Raw genomic sequence first — 17,987 nt, 5'->3', positions numbered from 1 at the left:
CTATTCGCATGCAAACCGCCCGCCGTTATCAGCCCGATGCGATCATCCAGCGCCTGCCGTCGACCCTGGCCAACCAGATTGCGGCCGGGGAGGTGGTGGAGCGGCCGGCGTCGATCGTCAAGGAGCTGGTGGAAAATGCGCTGGATGCGGGGGCGAGTCGGATCGAGGTGCAGATTCGCCAGGGCGGGTTGGAGGCGATCCGGGTCAGTGACGACGGTTACGGCATTCGGCCCGACGAGCTGGAGCTGGCGGTCAGTCCGCACGCCACCAGCAAGATCGCCTCGCTGGCGGATCTGGAGAACATCGCCAGCCTCGGGTTTCGCGGCGAGGCGCTGGCGAGTATCGGGTCGGTGGCCCGCCTGACGATTGAATCCCGGGTCGGCGAGGCCGGCTCGGGCTGGCGTCTGAGTCTCAACGGACGGGAGGCGCCGCCCGAGCTGACGCCGGCCGCGCATCCGGTCGGCACCAGCGTGAGCGTCTCGGAACTCTTTTATAATACCCCGGCGCGGCGGCGTTTTTTGCGCACCGAACGTACCGAGTACCGCTACATTGAGGACATGCTAAAGCGCCTGGCCCTGAGCCGCTTCGAGGTGGGCTTTACCCTCATACATAACCAGCGGGAGATCTTCCGTCTGCCCCCGGCCACTCAGCCGGCGCAGCGTGCCCGCCGGGTGGAGCGACTCTGCGGCAAGGCCTTTTATCGTCAGGCCTGGGCGCTGGATTTCGCCCAGGAGGGGCTGCGCCTGAGCGGCTGGCTGGGTGGCCCGCAGGCGGCCCGGGCCCAGGCCGATCTGCAGTATGTCTATGTCAACGGACGCAGTGTGCGCGACAAACTGATCAACCATGCGCTGCGCCAGGCGTATCAGCCCCGGCTCTATCCCGGCCGCCATCCTGCCTGGGTGCTCTACCTGGAGCTGGATCCCCTCAAGCTGGACGTCAATGTGCATCCCACCAAGCATGAAGTCCGCTTCCATGAAGCGCGCCGGATTCATGATTTTCTGGCGCACGCGGTGAACGAGGCACTGGAGCGCGCCTCGCCGGCGGCCGACGCGGCTCCGGCTCCGGCCGCCGGGACGAGGGCGAAAGGCGATGATTTTTATACCCCGGCGGAAGGCAATATTCCCGCGAGCTGGCAAATCCGCGAAGCGGCCGCGCACGGCTCGCCGATCCCCGCCGGGCCCGAAGCGGGCGAGCCCCACGAGGCGGCCGGCGACCGGAACATCGTTGCCGCGCTGGAGGGGGGCTACCTGGTCGTGGCCGAGGAGGACGGCCTGCTGCTGGTGAACGGTCGGGCGGTGCGCCGCGCGCAACTGGCCGAACAGCTCGCCGACACGGCGCCGCTGCCCGCCCGGCCGTTACTCATTCCGCAAACGCTGGCGCTGTCGGCGGATGCGGTGCAGTGGCTGGAGCAGCAGGAGGCGTGGCTGGCCAGCCGCGGCTTTGATCTGGCCGCGCTCAGCGAGACGGCGGTGCGGGTGCGCCAGATTCCGGTGCTGGCCGCGCAAACCGAGCTTTCCGCCATGCTGCCCGAGTTTATCGCGGCGGCCCGGGCGGGCGAGCCGCTGGCCGGGGCGCTGGCCCGGGCGATCAGTGATCATCAAACCTGGAACGCGGCGGAGCAACAGGCGCTGGTCCGCGACGCCCTGCGCTGGCAAGCGCAGGCGCAACCGGCCCGTTACTGGACCCGCTGGGACGGCCGCATGTTGCAGGGACTGTTTGCGGGCTGATGGCCACCACGGGGGAACTGCCAACGGCGATTGCCCTGATGGGGCCGACCGCCTCGGGCAAGACCGAGCTGGCCGTGCAGCTGGTGCGGGCGTTGCCGGTGGAGATCGTCAGTGTCGATTCGGTGATGGTCTACCGGGGCATGGATATCGGGACGGCCAAGCCCGGGCCCGAGGTGCTGGCCGAAGCGCCCCACCGGCTGATCGATTTTCTGGACCCGGCCGAGGCCTGCTCGGCGGCCCGCTTTGCCGCGCTGGCCCGCGAGGCGATGGCCGAGATCACCGCCGCCGGGCGCATTCCGCTGCTGGTCGGCGGCACCATGCTCTATTTTCGCGCCCTGATCCACGGCCTCTCCCGCCTGCCGGCGGCCGATGCCGCGCTGCGCGCGCGGCTGGCGCAGGAGGCGCATGAGCGGGGTTGGGCGGCGATGCATGCCCGGCTGGCCGAGGTGGATCCGCCGGCCGCCGAACGCATCCATCCCAACGATCCCCAGCGCATTCAACGGGCCCTGGAGGTTTTCGAGCTGACCGGCGAGCCCCTGAGCGACCTGCAGCAACAGAATGAACCGTTGCCCTGGCAGTTTGTCAAACTGGCACTGATACCGCCGGATCGGGCGGTATTGCACGAGCGCATCGCCCGGCGCTTTGCCCGGATGCTCGAGCAGGGTTTGATCGAGGAAGTGGAAAGCCTTTTTGTACGCGGGGATTTGCACGAACAGATGCCCTCAATCCGGGCGGTGGGTTACCGCCAGCTGTGGCACTACTTGCAGGGCAGGATCAACTATACTCAAATGCAGGAACAGGGCGTGGCGGCGACCCGCCAGCTGGCCAAGCGCCAGCTGACCTGGCTGCGCAGTGAACCGGCGGTCCGGGTATTTGATGCCCTTGATCAAAAAAGGGAGGAACAGGTCTTGAAATGGCTGCGTCGCCTACCCATAGAGCTGGAATGAGTGTGCTAAGATAAATTTGTATTTTAATTGATTATTTATAAGGTTATAAGAACAGACCCGATCGTCTGAGACAATAACTATAAAATTCGGAGATAATAACGATGAGTAAAGGACAGTCCTTACAAGATCCGTTTCTCAATGCACTGCGTAAGGAGCGCGTTCCTGTTTCAATCTTTCTGGTGAATGGAATCAAGTTGCAGGGACAGATCGAGTCATTTGACCAGTTTGTGGTGCTGTTGCGAAATACAGTTAATCAAATGGTATACAAGCATGCCATCTCTACCGTGGTACCGGCGCGCAATGTGAAACTGCCCGTGGCGGAAGAAATCAAGGGCCATGAAGGGAATGCATGAAGTCACTAACCTGGCGTTGGTGAGGGTGGTAATGATTGTTTGAACGTCCCCAAGCCGGTGAACGGGCGGTTCTGGTTCACCTGGCTCTGCAAGCCGAACAGCAGCAGGAAGAACCGCAGGAATTCCGGGAACTGGCTCTCTCCGCCGGCGCCGAACCGATCGCGGTCGTCACCGGCTCCCGGTCCGTGCCCCATCCCCGCTATTTTGTCGGCAGCGGCAAGGCCGAGGAGATCCGTGACACGGTCAGGGAACTCGATGCCGATCTGGTACTGTTCAATCACGCCCTGTCGCCGGTCCAGGAGCGTAACCTCGAGCAACTGCTCCAGTGCCGGGTGCTGGATCGCACCGGTCTGATTCTGGATATTTTCGCCCAGCGCGCCCGCACCCACGAAGGCAAGCTGCAGGTCGAACTGGCCCAGCTCAAACACCTCTCCACCCGGCTGGTTCGCGGCTGGACCCATCTGGAACGCCAGAAGGGCGGCATCGGCCTGCGTGGTCCCGGCGAAACCCAGCTGGAGACCGACCGCCGGTTGCTCGGCGATCGCATTCGCCAGCTCAACAAGCGTCTGGAGAAGGTTCAGCGCCAGCGCGAACAGGGCCGCCGCGCCCGCAAGCGGGCGGAGATTCCGACGGTCTCGCTGGTCGGCTATACCAATGCCGGCAAATCGACCCTGTTCAACCGGCTCACCGAATCCCATGTCTATGCGGCCGACCAGCTGTTCGCCACCCTCGATCCGACCCTGCGCCGGCTGGAGCTGGCCGACGGGCAGAAGCTGATCCTGGCCGACACGGTCGGCTTTATCCGCCATCTGCCCCACGATCTGGTGGCGGCGTTTCGCTCCACCCTGCAGGAGACCCGAGATGCGGATCTGCTGTTGCATGTGGTGGACGCCTCCAGCCCCGAGCGGGAGGCCAACATGGAGCAGGTCAATGCCGTGCTGAGCGAGATCGACGCCCGGGCGGTACCGCAACTGCTGGTCTACAACAAGATCGACCGCCTTGACGACACGCCGCCGCACATCGAATATGACGAGCAGGGCCTGCCCTGGCGAGTCTGGATCTCGGCGCAAAGCGGGGCCGGGCTGGAACAGTTGCGCGAGGCGCTGGCCGCGCGCCTGGATCGGGGCCGGGTCTGCCATGAGCTGCTGCTGCCGGTGGCCGAGGGCCGGCTGCACGCCCTGTTGCATGAAGTCGGCAAGGTGCATCGCGAGCAGGTGGACGAGCAGGGTAACTGGTTGATGACCGTGGAAATGCCCCGGCCCGAGTGGCAGTCGCTGGACAAACACCACGGCATCTCGAACTACCTGGCCCGGAATGATGAGGCGTTACGCCTTGCGGCGGGTAGCGAAGCCCCATAGAATTGCCTCTTGGTCACACTGAAAATCCACTTTCCTGAATTGAACCGCACTCGCTGATTCAGAACACACATCACGGAGCATCACATGGCCTGGAATGAACCTGGTGGTTCAAACAATAAAGATCCCTGGGGTAACCGGAACAATCAGGGCCCCCCGGATCTCGACGAAGTCATCAAAAAGCTGCAGGCCAAGTTCGGCGGCCTGTTCGGCGGGAAAGGCGGTGGCGGTGGTCCCCGCATCCCCGGTGCGGGCGGTTCGATCGGCCTGAGCTTTATTGCGCTGGTACTGGCGGCGATCTGGGCCCTGTCCGGAATCTATATCGTCAACGAAGGTAAAGAGGCCGTGGTGTTGCGTTTTGGTGAATTCCAGAGCATCCAGCCCCCGGGCCCGCACTGGCATCCCCGGTTTATCGATACCGTGGAGATTGTCGACGTCTCCAATGTGCGCTCGGTGCACATCGGTGAAGGCAGCCAGGAAGCCCTGATGCTGACCCAGGACGAGAATATCGTCGATATGGAATTCGTGGTGCAATACAACGTGCGCGATTCGCGTCGTTTCCTGTATCACGTCCGTGACCCGGAAGTTTCACTGAAACATGTGACGCAAAGTGCCGTACGCGAGATCGTCGGTAACAACGACATGGAGCACATCATTACCGAGGGCCGCGACAAGATCGCCTCCGAGGCCTGGGATCGCATCCAGGGTATTCTCGACAGTTATGAAACCGGCCTGCAGGTGCGCGGTTTCAACATGCAGAAGGCCCAGCCACCGAGGCAGGTTATGGCGGCATTCGATGACGTGGCCGCCGCGCGCGAGGACCGGGAGAAGTACATGAACCAGGCCATGGGCTTTGCGAACAACATTCTGCCCCGTGCCGAAGGTCAGGCGCAGCGCTTCCTGGAAGAGGCCAAGGCCTACCGGGATCAGAAAATCGCAGTGGCCGAAGGTGACGCCGAGCGCTTCACGGATGTTCTGGTCGAGTATAAGAAGGCCCCCGCGGTTACCCGCGAACGTCTGTATCTGGAGGCGATCGAAGAGATACTCGGGAAAACTTCGAAAGTCATGGTGGATATACAAAACGGCAATAACCTGATGTATCTGCCGCTGGATCAGATTATGAAGCGGTCGAAAAACAGTGATACAAAAGTGGATTCCGGCTCCGGGCCTTTTCAGCAACAGGTAGAGGACTTCGGACTGGATCAAATGCGTGAGCGCGAGAATCGCTCACGGGAGGAACGCCAATGAGCCCGAAACTTATCGCCGCTATCGTCGTGCTGGCTATCATTGGCCTGATAGGCAGTAACTCCCTGTTCACCGTCAGCGAACGCGAGCTGGCGATCCAGTTTGCGTTGGGGAAAGTGAAAAAAGCCGACTTTGAACCGGGCCTGCATGTCAAATGGCCCTTTGTGAATAACGTGCGCAAGTATGAGAAGCGGATTATCACCGCCGATACTGCCCCGCAGCGTTACCTCACGCAGGAACAGAAGCCGCTGATCGTCGACTACTATGTCAAGTGGCGCATCGATGATGTCGAGACCTATTACAAGACCATGCAAGGCATGGAGAGTCGGGCGCGGATGCAGTTTCAATCGATCGTCAACAAGGGCTTGCTGGACGCCTTTGGTGAGCGGACCCTGCAGGAAGTCATCTCCGATGCGCGTGATGACATCATGCGCAGTATCACCAAGGAGGCTGATAAACGGGTCCAGAGTTTTGGTATCGAGATTGTCGATGTCCGCCTCAAACGCATCGAGCTGACCGAACGGGTGTTCGAAAATATTTTCGAACGCATGAGCTCGGCACGTGAAAAAGAGGCCAAGGAGCTGCGCGCTTCCGGTCGAGGTGAAGCGGAACGTATCCGCGCCGAGGCGGAACGCCAGAAGACCGTCATGCTGGCCAATGCCTATCGCGAGGCCCAGGCTATTCGGGGTCAGGGTGATGCCAAATCGGCGGGTATTTATGCCAATGCCTTTTCTGAAGATGAAGAGTTCTACTCGTTCTACCGCAGCCTCAATGCCTATCGCAAATCGCTGGCGGGTAACGGCAATATGATGCTGCTCGAGCCTGATTCTGAATTCTTCAAATACTTCAAGAACAGCAATCCAGGCAATAAATGACGTCCCGATAACACGTTGACTTAACCATACGTCCGGGCGTCATTTATGTGGCAGGATCTGATTGTGGCAATTGCACTGGTGCTGGTGATCGAGGGGATAACACCAGCACTCAGTCCCGCATCTTTTCGCCGTGGTTTATTAATGGTCGCCCAGATGAATGATCGCGTCTTGCGACGCATTGGTCTGGCCGCCATGCTCGGCGGTGCGTTGCTGATCTATCTGGTCAAGGGCTGAACACAAAAATGAAATCCGATCGTTGGTTATTACCGGAAGGGATCGAAGAGGTCCTGCCAAAACAGGCGCGCCGGCTTGAGGCGTTGCGTCGCCGGCTGCTGGATATGTATGCCGGCTGGGGCTATGAGCTGGTCATGCCACCGATGATCGAGTATCTCGATTCATTGCTGACCGGCACCGGGCACGATCTGGATCTGCAAACCTTCAAGCTGACCGATCAGCTGACCGGTAAGCTGATGGGCCTGCGCGCCGACATGACCCCGCAGGTGGCGCGCATCGACGCGCATACCCTGAAAAAAGCCTGCCCGACCCGGCTGTGCTATATCGGTTCGGTGTTGCATACCCGCCCGGACGGTTTTGCCGGATCCCGCAGTCCGATCCAGGTGGGTGCCGAACTCTACGGTCACAGCGGCAGCGAGAGCGACGTCGAGGTGTTCCGCCTGATGCTGGAAACCTTGCGCCAAAGCGGGATCGCTAATCTCTATTTTGACCTGGGCCATGTCGGTATCTATCGCCATTTGATCGAGGCGGCCGGTTTGTCGCCCGAACAACAGGGCGAGCTGTTCGCCGCCCTGCAGCGCAAGGCGATTCCCGAGATCGAGCAGTTGCTGGGCGGCGCTGCCGTTGACAAGAAAATTGCCGCGGGGCTGCTCGGCCTGGCAAATCTTAATGGCGATGAAAATGTCATTGATGAGGCCCGTCGCCTGCTGGGCTTCGCCGGTGAGGGCGTGGGCCAGGCGCTGGATAATCTGCAGGCCGTGGCCGAGCAGATCAAACGCTGTGAGCCGTCCATCCCCCTGCATTTCGATCTGGCCGAATTGCGCGGTTACAACTATCACACCGGCGTGGTGTTTGCCGCCTATGTCCCGGGTCGCGGGCAATCCATCGCCCAGGGCGGGCGTTATGATGACATCGGCCAGGTCTTTGGCCGCGCGCGGCCGGCAACCGGTTTCAGCACCGATCTGAAAACCCTGATCGACCTGGGCGACGGCGAAGCGTCCGCGCCCGGTGCGATTTATGCGCCGCATGAAAATGAAACCGCTTTGCGCGAGACGATTGAACAACTTCGCCGGCAGGGAGAGCGGGTGATCAGTGCCCTGCCGGGCGATAACAGCGATCCGCAACAACTCGGTTGCGATCGCAAGCTGGTCAGGGACGGCAAGGCATGGCAAATTGTAACGATTTGATAACTACAACAGGCTGAAGTCATGGGCAAGAACGTCGTCATTATCGGGACCCAGTGGGGAGATGAAGGTAAAGGCAAGATCGTCGATCTGTTAACCGATCGGGCTTCCGCCGTGGTGCGCTTCCAGGGCGGGCACAATGCCGGACACACCCTGGTGATCGGCGACAAGAAAACCGTGTTGCACCTGATCCCTTCGGGTGTACTACGCGAAAACGTCCAGTGCTTGATCGGCAACGGCGTGGTGCTCTCGCCCGAGGCGTTGCTCGATGAACTGAAAATGCTCGAAAACGAAGGCGTCCCGGCCCGCGAGCGCTTGCGCATCAGCGAAGCCTGCCCGTTGATCCTGCCCTATCATGTGGCGCTGGATCATGCCCGTGAAGCGGCGCGCGGCAAAAAAGCCATCGGCACCACCGGCCGCGGCATCGGCCCGGCCTATGAAGACAAGGTCTCCCGCCGCGGCCTGCGCCTGGGCGATCTGTTTCACCGTGAACGCTTCGCCGCCAAACTGGGCGAAGTGCTCGATTATCACAACTTCTCCCTGCAGCACTATTTCAAGGCCGAGCCGGTGGACTTCAACCAGGTGCTGGATCAGGCCATGGCCATGCGTGAGGAGCTGCAACCGTTGGTGGCCGATATTCCCGAGCTGCTCAACCAGCATATGCAGGCTGGCAACAACATCATGTTCGAGGGCGCCCAGGGGGCGTTGCTGGATATCGATCACGGCACCTATCCGTTTGTCACCTCGTCCAACACCACCGCCGGCGGCGCGAGTACCGGCAGCGGCATGGGCCCGCGCAATCTCGATTACGTGCTCGGCATCACCAAGGCCTATACCACCCGGGTCGGCTCCGGCCCGTTCCCCACGGAACTGTATGACGGCAATCTGTTAATGGATGAAGTCGGCGCGCGGCTGGCCGAACGGGGTCACGAGTTCGGCTCCACCACCGGCCGCCCGCGGCGTTGCGGCTGGTTCGATGCCGTGGCCCTGCGCCGCTCGGTCTTGATCAACAGCGTCAGCGGCCTGTGTATCACCAAGATGGACGTGCTCGACGGGCTGGATCAGATCCAGATCTGCGTGGGCTACAAATGCGACGGCGAAGTACGCGATACCCCGCCGGTCGGTGCCGAAGCCTTCGACAGCTGCGAACCGGTTTATGAAGCGATGCCGGGCTGGCAGGAGTCCACCGTCGGCCTGAAAAGCTACGACGAACTGCCGGCCAACGCCAGGGCCTATCTCAAGCGCATCGAAGAGGTCACCGGGACCCCCGTGGACATCATCTCCACCGGTCCTGAACGCAGCGAAACCATCATCCTGCGACATCCGTACGACGTTTAACGGCCCCGGGCCGTTAAACAGGGGCTAGATCCTAGTGACTAGTATCTAGAGGTAGGCCGGACATAGCGAAGCGGTGTCCGGCAATCCGGTCGATGCCCGATACCGTGGCGTTTATGCCCGCCGGGTGCTTAATCGGGCCTACGGTTCAGATGTTTATAAAACTTCACCACGAAGACGCGAAGGCACGAAGAAAATTAATTCGCTTCGAGACTTCGTGTCTTCGTGGTAAAAAAATCGCCTGATAGATGGAATGTCAGGTAGTGCTGCGTGCACCCTACGAGGTAGGCCGGACATAGCGAAGCGGTGTCCGGCAATCTGGTCGATGCCCGATACCGCGGCGTTTATGCCCGCCGGGTGCTTAATCGGGCCTACGGTTCAGATGTTTATAAAAGCCTCACTACGAAGGTCGCTCCCGGCATCCATGCCTCCCGCGACACTAGTACATCCTGTACGTCGCGCGAAGACACGAAGAAAATTAATTCGCTTCGAGACTTCGTGTCTTCGTGGTAAAAAAATCGCCTGATAGATGGAATGTCAGGTAGTGCTGCGTGCACCCTACGAGGTAGGCCGGACATAGCGAAGCGGTGTCCGGCAATCCGGTCGATGCCCGATACCGCGGCGTTTATGCCCGCCGGGTTCTTAATCGGGCCTACGGCCCAGATGTTTATAAAAGCCTCACCACGAAGGCACGAAGACACGAAGGAAAAATTAATTCGCTTCGAGACTTCGTGTCTTCGTGGTAAAGAAATCGCCTGATAGATGGAATGTCAGGTAGTGCTGCGCCCAACCTGACCTACGTACTTAGTACTCAGCACTCAGCACTCAGCACTCATACCAGCGCGACGCTTTTGACCTGGGCGTAAACCTGTTTGCCGACTGCCAGTTTCAGGTACTCGGCGGATTTGCGGGTGATCCGGGCGAGGAGGGTGGCGCCGTTGGCATCGAGTATGACCAGTTGCTGGGCCGGGGGCTCTTCGACGATGGCTTCAATGGTGACGGGGAAGATGTTCAGGATGCTGGTGTCCGTTTGTTGCGACAAGGTCAGACTGATATCCCGTGCCTGCAGACGCACCCGCACCGTCTGACCCACCGGCAAGTCGGCCTGCGTCACCGTCAGTCTCCCACCGGCGAACTCGAGATAGCTCAAACCGTACCGCTCATCATGTGCGTTGATTATGCCTTCCACGATGGTCTCGGCATCGGGAGCGTGGGCCAGTGGCAGATCGAGCCGGTTTAACAATTCGATCACCGGGCCGGTGGCCTGCACCCGGCCCCCGTCCAGCATGATCATCTGTTGTGCCAGTTGCGCCACCTCGCTGTGATCGTGACTGACGTACAGCACCGGGATCGCCAGTTCCTGCGACAACTGCTGCAGGCAGGCCATGATGGCATTTTTACTCTCGCGATCCAGTGCCGCCAGCGGTTCGTCCATCAGCAACAGTTGCGGCGCCGACAGCAGGGCGCGACCGATCGCCACCCGCTGGCGTTCGCCACCGGAGAGGTTCTGCACGGATCGATCCTGCAGTTGATCGATGCCCAGCAGCTGGATGATGCGTTCGGGATCCACGCCGCCCTGATCACCGCCGCTACGGCGATAGCCATAGAGCAGGTTGTTGCGTACCGACAAATGCGCAAACAGATTGGCTTCCTGAAAGACATAACCGATGCCGCGCCGATGCACCGGCACAAAGGTGTGCGCATCCTGCCAGGTAGTCTGCCCCAGCTGCACGCTGCCGCGGGCGCCCGGTTCCAGGCCGGCGATGCAACGCAACAGGGTGGTTTTGCCGCAGCCCGAGGGGCCGAACAGGGCGGTGATGCCCTGCGCCGGCGCGCTGAATTCGGCCTGCAGGGTGAAGTCGCCGCGCGACAGTTGAAAGCGGGCCTGCAGACTCATGAGGGCAGCACCTGCAGACGCCGGTTATACCGATAGACCAGCAGTAACATGATGAACGAGGCCAGTAACAACCCGCCGGCCAGCCAGTGGGCGCTGACGTAATCCACGGCTTCGACATGATCATAAATGGCAATTGACAGCACCTGGGTTTCGCCCGGAATGTTACCGCCGATCATCAACACCACACCAAATTCCCCCACCGTATGGGCAAAGCCGAGAATGGTGGCGGTGATAAAGCCGGACCGGGCCAGGGGAAGGATGACGCTGAAAAACCGATCCAGTGCTGTGGCGCGCAGGGTGGCGGCCACCTCCAGCGGCCGGCGGCCGATGGCGGAAAAGGTATTTTGCAGTGGCTGCACCACAAACGGCAGGGAATAGAAGACCGAACCGATCACCAGTCCGCTGAAGGTAAAGGCCAGCGATCCCAGCCCCAGAGCTTGTGATGTCTGGCCGAAGATCCCCTGGGGCCCCAGCGCGAGCAGCAAATAAAAGCCGAGCACCGTGGGCGGCAGCACCAGCGGCAGGGCGATGATCGCCTCGATCACCGGTTTGATCCTGGCGCGGCTGTGGGCCAGCCACCAGGCCAGCGGCGTGCCGAGCAGCAACAAAATGAGCGTCGTGAGCGTGGCCAGCTGCAGCGTGATCCACAGGGCCTGCAGGTCGTTATCGCTGATCATTGCCCCTCCTGTGATGGGGTGGCGTAGCCGAAGCGGCGCAGGATCCGCCCGGCGGGCTCACTTTTTATATAGGTGAGAAACGCCCGGGCCGCCGGGGTGTCGTTCAACATTACCGCCTGCTGTTCGATGGGATCATACAGCGATTCGGGCAGGGTCCATAGCGAGCCCTGTCGGGCCAGGCCTGATGCGTGCAGTTGTGAAAGCGCGACAAAGCCCAGTTGCGCATTGCCGGTGGCAACAAACTGAAAGGTCTGGGCGATGTTCTCGCCTCGCACCAGGCGGGATTGCAAGCGTTCGTACAGCCCGCGTTGTTGCAGAACTTGTTTTGCCGCCAGGCCGTACGGTGCCAGGCGCGGGTTGGCCATCGCCAGGCGCCGGAATGTGCCGGTTTCGAGCACCTGGCCTTTGTCATCCACATAACCGGGTTGGGGACTCCACAGCACCAGTTTGCCGATGGCGTAGGTAAACCGGCTATCCGCTACGCTGTGCCCCTGTTGTTCGAGCAAGCGGGGACGGCGCGCATCGGCGGCAAAAAAGAGATCAAACGGCGCGCCGTTGCGGATCTGCGCATAATGCTTGCCGGTCGAGCCACTGGCGATGATTACACGATGTTCGCTGTTCGCCTCAAATTCTTCGACGACGGCTTCCAGTGTCGTCTTGAAATTCGACGCCACAGCCACCCGCAAGGTCTCGGCACTGCAAAGCGGTGCAACCAGTAACAGCAAGACGATGGTATAAAGGCGCGTTACAGGCATCGAGGGTCCCGGTCAGGTGTTTCGTATTTTATCCGCGAATCAACGCGAATGAACGCCAAGATAAAATGTTGCGTTGATTGGCGAACTTGTTATATCCAGATAATAATTAATAATCATTTATTTTCTCTGCGTCCTTCGCGCCTCTGCGTCCAAACAGCGGGCATGAACGCCCTCTGCGTTATATTTTCAAGTAGAGTTCAGTTTTACGGTTCAGGTGGAACCGCTGCGCTTGTTCCACCCTACGTAGAGTGATCGGGTAATGGGAGCTGGTTTAACGATAATTGTTAACGACGTTTTTAACAATGCTTTACTCCGCGTTCTTTGCGCCTTCGCGCCCTCCGCGATCATTTCCAGAGCATTAGACAAGTGGCGAATTGTCTTGTTGCCATTGTTACCACTAGTGCAGCTTGATCTCCGGCTCCACCGTTGCCCGGAAGCGGTTGGCAATGGAGATCATCATGGTGCGGTAAAAACCGAACAGCGCGAACTGGTGCAACTTGTATAACGACAGATAAACCATCCGCGCCACGAAGCCCTCGACCATGATGCTGCCGGTCAGATTCCCCATCAGGTTGCCGACGGTACTGTACTTGCCCAGCGAGACCAGCGAGCCGTAATCGCGATAGTGAAACGTCGGCAGCGGTTTGCCGTTGATCCGGCGCTGCAGACTTTTGACCAGTAACGCCGCCTGTTGGTGGGCGGCCTGGGCGCGTGGCGGAACCTCGCTGTCCATCTCGGGCCAGGGACAGGCGGCGCAGTCGCCCAGGGCGAAGATGTTTTCATCACGGGAGCTTTGCAGGGTCTGCGTGACCACCAGCTGGTTGCGCCGGTTGGTTTCCAGGCCGTCGAGCCCGGCGAGAAAATCGGGCGCCTTGATGCCCGCTGCCCAGACCTTGATCGGCGCGGGGATCTCGCGCCCGCTCTGGGTATAGAGAACCTCCCCGGTGACCTTGATCACCCGCTCGCCGGTGAGCACGGCGATGTTGAGTTTCTCCAGCTCTGCCCCGGTGGCCTGCGACAGGCGGGGTGGCAGGCCGGGGAGGATCCGATCGGCGGCTTCGACGATGGTGATGCGCACATCGGCCGGATTGATCTGATCGATGCCGTAGGCGGTGATCAGCCGCGAGACCTTGTGCAGCTGGGCGGAGAGCTCGATGCCGGTGGCGCCGCCGCCGGCGATCACCACATCCAGCTGGCCGTGTTGCGATGCATCGGGGTGGGTGCTGGCGCGCATAAAGTTTTCCAGTAACAGATGCTGGAAGGATTCGGCCTGTTGCTTGGTATCCAGGAACAGACAGTGCTCGCGCACGCCCTCGATATCGAAATCATGGCTCACGCTGCCGACCGCCATGACCAGGGTGTCATAGCGGAATTCGCGTCGGGGGATGATCTCGTTACCCTGCGCGTCCAGGGTCGGGGCGAGATAAATGGTCCGTGAATCGCGATCCAGCCGATCCATGCGCCCCAGGCGAAATTCAAAATGATTGCGTGCCGCCTGGGCCAGGTATTCGATCTGGTTTTCATAGGCGTCGAAGGTGCCGGCGGCCACTTCGTGCAGCAGGGGTTTCCAGATGTGGGTGCGGTTGCAATCCACCAGGGTGATACGGGCGCGGCCTTTTTTGCCCAGGGTCTTGCCCAGGCGGGTGGCCAGTTCCAGGCCGCCAGCACCACCACCGACGATAATGATATGATGTTGCGATTGGTTCATTATCCGGATCCCGTCATCCTATAGAGCGAGTGTAACACTTCGCGCGGCAGGCATCGGCGGCGGACCAAACAGCGCCGTGTCTGTGGGTAATCGGGATGCAGAAAACAAAAAAGCCCCCGTTAGGGGGCTTTTATGAGAGAATTGGTGCCGAGGAGAGGACTTGAACCTCCACGGGGTTGCCCCCACTAGCACCTGAAGCTAGCGCGTCTACCAATTCCGCCACCTCGGCTCAGAAGCCGCGCACTTTACAGAGAGTCCAGGGGATTGTCAAACACAACCCCGGCCAGTGACGCGTAACCCGCTCGCGGCTATAGTGATAGCCAACGAATTCACAAAATATAATATGAGAATGAATATTACATGACCGAACGTTCCGATAAGCACGACCCCTACGCCAAACGCGAAGCCGAAAAATACGAAAACCCCATCCCCAGCCGTGAATACATTATGGAGCTGCTCGAGAAAGCCGGGCATCCCCTGTCGCGCGAAGCCATCGCCGAGACGCTCCAGCTGGAATCCGACGAGCAACTCGAGGCCCTGCGCCGCCGGCTGCGGGCCATGGAGCGAGACGGCCAGCTGCTGTTCAACCGCAAACGCGAATACGGCCTGATCAGTAAAATGGATCTGGTCCGGGGCCGGGTGCAGGGCCATCCCGACGGCTTCGGCTTTCTGATCCCCGATGACGGCTCCGACGATCTGTTCCTCTCCGGGCGCGAGATGCGGGTCGCCGTTCACGGCGATCGGTTGCTGGCCCGGGTGGCCGGCATCGACCGCCGCGGCCGCCGCGAAGGTGCGGTGGTCGAAGTGCTGGAGCGGGCCCACAAAACCATGGTCGGGCGCCTGTTTGTCGAAGGGGGCGTCGCCTTTGTGGTCCCGGACAACAAGCGCATTACCCAGGATATTCTGGTGCCCAAGGAGAATATGGGCCCGGCCGAACAGAACCAGATCGTCAGCGTCGAGATCGTCCAGCCGCCCACGCCGTTTCGCCAGGCTATCGGCCAGGTGGTCGAAGTACTGGGCGAGCATATGGCGCCGGGGATGGAGATCGATATTGCGATTCGTTCCCACGGCCTGCCGCAGGTCTGGTCGCCGCAAACCGAGGCGCAGATCGCCGAACTGCGCGAAGAGGTGCGCGAGGAAGACAAGCAGGGTCGCGAGGACCTGCGGCATCTGCCGCTGGTTACCATCGACGGCGAGGACGCGCGCGATTTTGACGACGCGGTCTATTGCGAACCCAATCGCAAGGGCTGGCGTCTGCTGGTGGCGATCGCCGACGTCTCGCACTATGTCGAACCCGAAACACCGCTGGACAAGGATGCCGTCGAGCGCGGTAACTCGGTCTATTTCCCCGAGCGGGTAATTCCCATGTTGCCGGAGATCCTCTCCAACGGCCTCTGCTCGCTCAAACCGAAGGTGGATCGTCTCTGCATGGTGTGCGACATGCAGCTCGACAAGCAGGGCGCCCTGAAGAGTTACACTTTCTACCCGGCTGTGATGCACTCCCATGCACGCATGACCTATACCCAGGTGGCGGGCATCCTGCAGGACGAGGATCCGGACCTGTGTCGCCAGTACGCGGATCTGCTGCCGCCGCTGCATAATCTCTATCAGCTCTATCACGCCCTGCGCCAGCGGCGCAGCAAACGCGGCGCCATCGATTTTGAGACCACCGAGACCCGTATCGTGTTCGGTGAAGAACGCAAGATCGAGGCGATCGTGCCCACCGAACGCAATGACGCGCACAAACTGATCGAGGAGTGCATGATCATCGCCAACGTGGCCACGGCCCGGTTCCTGCTGGAAAGCAAGACTCCCGCCCTGTACCGCGTTCATGACGGTCCCAAGCCGGAAAAACTCGAGGCCCTGCGTGAATTTCTCGGCGAGTTCGGCCTCAAGCTGGGCGGCGGCGACAAACCGGCGAGCAAGCATTTCGCCAAACTGCTGGAACAGATCGCCGAACGCCCCGACGCGCATCTGATCCAGACAGTGATGCTGCGCACCCTGCAGCAGGCGGTCTACAGTCCCGACAATAACGGTCACTTCGGTCTGGCCTTCGATGCCTATGCCCACTTCACCTCGCCGATCCGCCGTTATCCGGATCTGCTGGTGCATCGGGCGATTCGGCATATTCTGCAACACAAGCGGACCGGCTTTTTCAGGCGCAAGAAGAGCGGCGAGTTCCGCTACGACCACAACGCCATGGCCCAGCTGGGCGAACACTGTTCCCAGACCGAGCGGCGCGCCGACGAGGCGACCCGCGATGCGGTGGACTGGCTCAAGTGCGAGTTCATGCTGGACAAGGTGGGCGAGGAGTACACCGGTACCATCAGCAGCGTGACCAGCTTCGGCCTGTTCGTGGAGCTCGACGAGGTCTATGTCGAGGGGCTGGTGCATGTCACCAGCCTGGACAACGACTATTACCATTTTGATCCGGCCCATCACCGCTTGATCGGCGAACGTCAGCGGCAGATGTTCCGCCTCGGCGATCGCCTGCGGATCAAACTGGCACGGGTCGATCTCGAAGAGCGCAAGATGGATTTCGCTCTGCTGGAAAGCCTTAGCGGCGAAATCTTCCAGGGCGAGCTGCCCGAACGCCAGGGCGGCGGCAAGCAGGGCGCCGGGGGCAAGAAAACCGCGCGCAAGAAAACCGCCGGCAAGAAGACCGCCAGCAAGAAGAAATCCCAGGGCAAGAAAACGGCCGGCAAAAAAACCGCCGACGAGCCTGGCAAAAAGAGCGGCAAGAAATCGTCCCGCCGCCGGCGGCGCGGCGGCAAGAAGAAAACCGGCGCCGGCAACAGCGGCCAGGCGGACTGATCTGCCCGCCCGATGAGCGAGAAACATGTGATCTTCGGCCTGCACGCCGTGCAGGCGGCAGTGAGCCGGGACAGCGAGACCATCGAGCAGGTCTATCTGGAGCAGGAGCGGCGCGATGAACGAGCCCGGCAGCTGGCGCAACAGGTGCGCGCGGCGGGCCTGCCGCTGGAACGGGTCAAACGCGCGTTCCTCGACGAGCTGACCGGCCACGGCCGGCACCAGGGGGCGGCCGCCGTGGCCCGCCTGCCCGGTCCCGGCGACGAGCACAGCCTGACGGCGCTGCTCGAGCGGCTCGCGACCCCGCCGTTGTTGCTGGTGCTGGACGGCGTGCAGGATCCCCACAATCTGGGCGCCTGCCTGCGTACCGCCGACGCCGCCGGGGTGCAGGCGGTGATCGCCCCCAGAGATCGTGCCTGCGGGCTGACCAGCACCGTGCGCAAGGTGGCCAGCGGCGCCGCCGAGGTGGTGCCGTTCATCCAGGTCACCAACCTGGCCCGCACCCTGCGCGAGCTGCGCGAGCGGGGGATCTGGCTGGTCGGCACCGATCTGGATGCCGAGCAGGATCTCTACCAGGCCGATCTGCGCGGCCCGCTGGCCCTGGTCATGGGCGCCGAGGAACGCGGCCTGCGCCGCCTGACCCGCGAACACTGCGATCAGCGGGTCAAACTGCCCATGGCGGGCACTGTCCAGAGTCTGAACGTGTCCGTAAGTACCGGGATCTGTCTCTATGAGGCGCTGCGCCAACGTAGGGGCTAGGGGCTAGTTGCTAGGATCTAGGACTAGCCCCTAGCTGTGTAAACCCACCAGGTTGTTCACGGAAAGCCCCAACCGGCTAACCGGCGGTTTGTAATCCAGGCTGGCATGGGGGCGGTGCCAGTTGT

General features: G+C 61.2%; 15 protein-coding genes and 1 tRNA gene. 11 read left to right on the top strand and 5 right to left on the bottom strand.

From position 1 onward, the window contains the following. Window positions 1-8: 8 nt before the first annotated feature. From mutL to EDC23_RS12205, 9 genes are all read left to right on the top strand, one after another. Window positions 9-1,727, top strand: coding sequence for a DNA mismatch repair endonuclease MutL (mutL, locus tag EDC23_RS12245; protein ID WP_166668868.1), 1,719 nt, complete (start codon window positions 9-11; stop codon window positions 1,725-1,727). Then, complete coding sequence (miaA, locus tag EDC23_RS12240) at window positions 1,727-2,674, top strand: tRNA (adenosine(37)-N6)-dimethylallyltransferase MiaA (RefSeq protein ID WP_134085003.1); 948 nt, start codon at window positions 1,727-1,729, stop codon at window positions 2,672-2,674. Before mutL ends, miaA begins: the two co-directional genes overlap by 1 nt. A 101-nt stretch (window positions 2,675-2,775) precedes the next feature. Next, on the top strand, window positions 2,776-3,027 hold the full coding sequence (gene hfq, locus EDC23_RS12235; RefSeq protein WP_134085001.1) for an RNA chaperone Hfq: 252 nt from the start codon (window positions 2,776-2,778) through the stop codon (window positions 3,025-3,027). A gap of 35 nt (window positions 3,028-3,062) precedes the next feature. Further along, window positions 3,063-4,385, top strand: a complete 1,323-nt coding sequence (gene hflX / locus EDC23_RS12230; protein ID WP_134084999.1) for a ribosome rescue GTPase HflX — start codon at window positions 3,063-3,065, stop codon at window positions 4,383-4,385. An 84-nt stretch (window positions 4,386-4,469) separates the two neighbouring features. Further along, complete coding sequence (hflK, locus tag EDC23_RS12225; protein ID WP_134084997.1) at window positions 4,470-5,630, top strand: FtsH protease activity modulator HflK; 1,161 nt, start codon at window positions 4,470-4,472, stop codon at window positions 5,628-5,630. Further along, on the top strand, window positions 5,627-6,502 hold the full coding sequence (gene hflC / locus EDC23_RS12220) for a protease modulator HflC (RefSeq protein WP_134084995.1): 876 nt from the start codon (window positions 5,627-5,629) through the stop codon (window positions 6,500-6,502). Before hflK ends, hflC begins: the two co-directional genes overlap by 4 nt. 45 nt (window positions 6,503-6,547) lie before the next feature. Then, complete coding sequence (locus tag EDC23_RS12215) at window positions 6,548-6,736, top strand: DUF2065 domain-containing protein (RefSeq protein ID WP_134084994.1); 189 nt, start codon at window positions 6,548-6,550, stop codon at window positions 6,734-6,736. A gap of 8 nt (window positions 6,737-6,744) precedes the next feature. After that, window positions 6,745-7,923: an ATP phosphoribosyltransferase regulatory subunit gene (locus tag EDC23_RS12210; protein WP_134084993.1), complete on the top strand. Its 1,179-nt coding sequence runs from the start codon at window positions 6,745-6,747 to the stop codon at window positions 7,921-7,923. Window positions 7,924-7,944: 21 nt separating this feature from the next. Continuing rightward, window positions 7,945-9,258: an adenylosuccinate synthase gene (locus EDC23_RS12205; protein WP_134084992.1), complete on the top strand. Its 1,314-nt coding sequence runs from the start codon at window positions 7,945-7,947 to the stop codon at window positions 9,256-9,258. 829 nt (window positions 9,259-10,087) lie between these two features. Here EDC23_RS12205 and modC read toward each other — a convergent pair. The 5 genes from modC to EDC23_RS12180 form a co-directional block, all read right to left on the bottom strand. Next, window positions 10,088-11,152, bottom strand: coding sequence for a molybdenum ABC transporter ATP-binding protein (gene modC / locus EDC23_RS12200; protein WP_134084991.1), 1,065 nt, complete (start codon window positions 11,150-11,152; stop codon window positions 10,088-10,090). Next, the gene (gene modB, locus EDC23_RS12195) at window positions 11,149-11,829 is read right to left on the bottom strand and encodes a molybdate ABC transporter permease subunit (protein ID WP_134084990.1); all 681 of its coding nucleotides are present in this window, start codon (window positions 11,827-11,829) and stop codon (window positions 11,149-11,151) included. The genes modC and modB overlap by 4 nt, the downstream gene beginning before the upstream one ends. Further along, window positions 11,826-12,584 (bottom strand): molybdate ABC transporter substrate-binding protein, encoded by a 759-nt coding sequence (gene modA, locus EDC23_RS12190; protein WP_134084989.1) that lies wholly within the window; start codon window positions 12,582-12,584, stop codon window positions 11,826-11,828. The genes modB and modA overlap by 4 nt, the downstream gene beginning before the upstream one ends. 397 nt (window positions 12,585-12,981) lie before the next feature. Beyond that, window positions 12,982-14,292: an NAD(P)/FAD-dependent oxidoreductase gene (locus EDC23_RS12185; RefSeq protein ID WP_134084987.1), complete on the bottom strand. Its 1,311-nt coding sequence runs from the start codon at window positions 14,290-14,292 to the stop codon at window positions 12,982-12,984. 142 nt (window positions 14,293-14,434) lie between these two features. Then, a tRNA-Leu gene (locus tag EDC23_RS12180) sits at window positions 14,435-14,521 on the bottom strand. A 131-nt stretch (window positions 14,522-14,652) separates the two neighbouring features. Between EDC23_RS12180 and rnr the strand changes: the two genes are divergently transcribed. Further along, entirely contained in the window at window positions 14,653-17,106 is a 2,454-nt protein-coding gene (rnr, locus tag EDC23_RS12175) for a ribonuclease R (RefSeq protein ID WP_134084985.1), read from the top strand. Window positions 17,107-17,118: 12 nt separating this feature from the next. Next, window positions 17,119-17,862: a 23S rRNA (guanosine(2251)-2'-O)-methyltransferase RlmB gene (rlmB, locus tag EDC23_RS12170; protein WP_134084983.1), complete on the top strand. Its 744-nt coding sequence runs from the start codon at window positions 17,119-17,121 to the stop codon at window positions 17,860-17,862. Window positions 17,863-17,987 lie beyond the last annotated feature (125 nt).

It is taken from the genome of Thiohalophilus thiocyanatoxydans, assembly GCF_004366735.1.
In the GTDB taxonomy this organism is placed as follows: Bacteria; Pseudomonadota; Gammaproteobacteria; order UBA6429; family Thiohalophilaceae; genus Thiohalophilus; species Thiohalophilus thiocyanatoxydans.
Note: the sequence above shows the minus strand (reverse complement) of the source record. Positions and strands in the feature narration are given on the sequence as shown.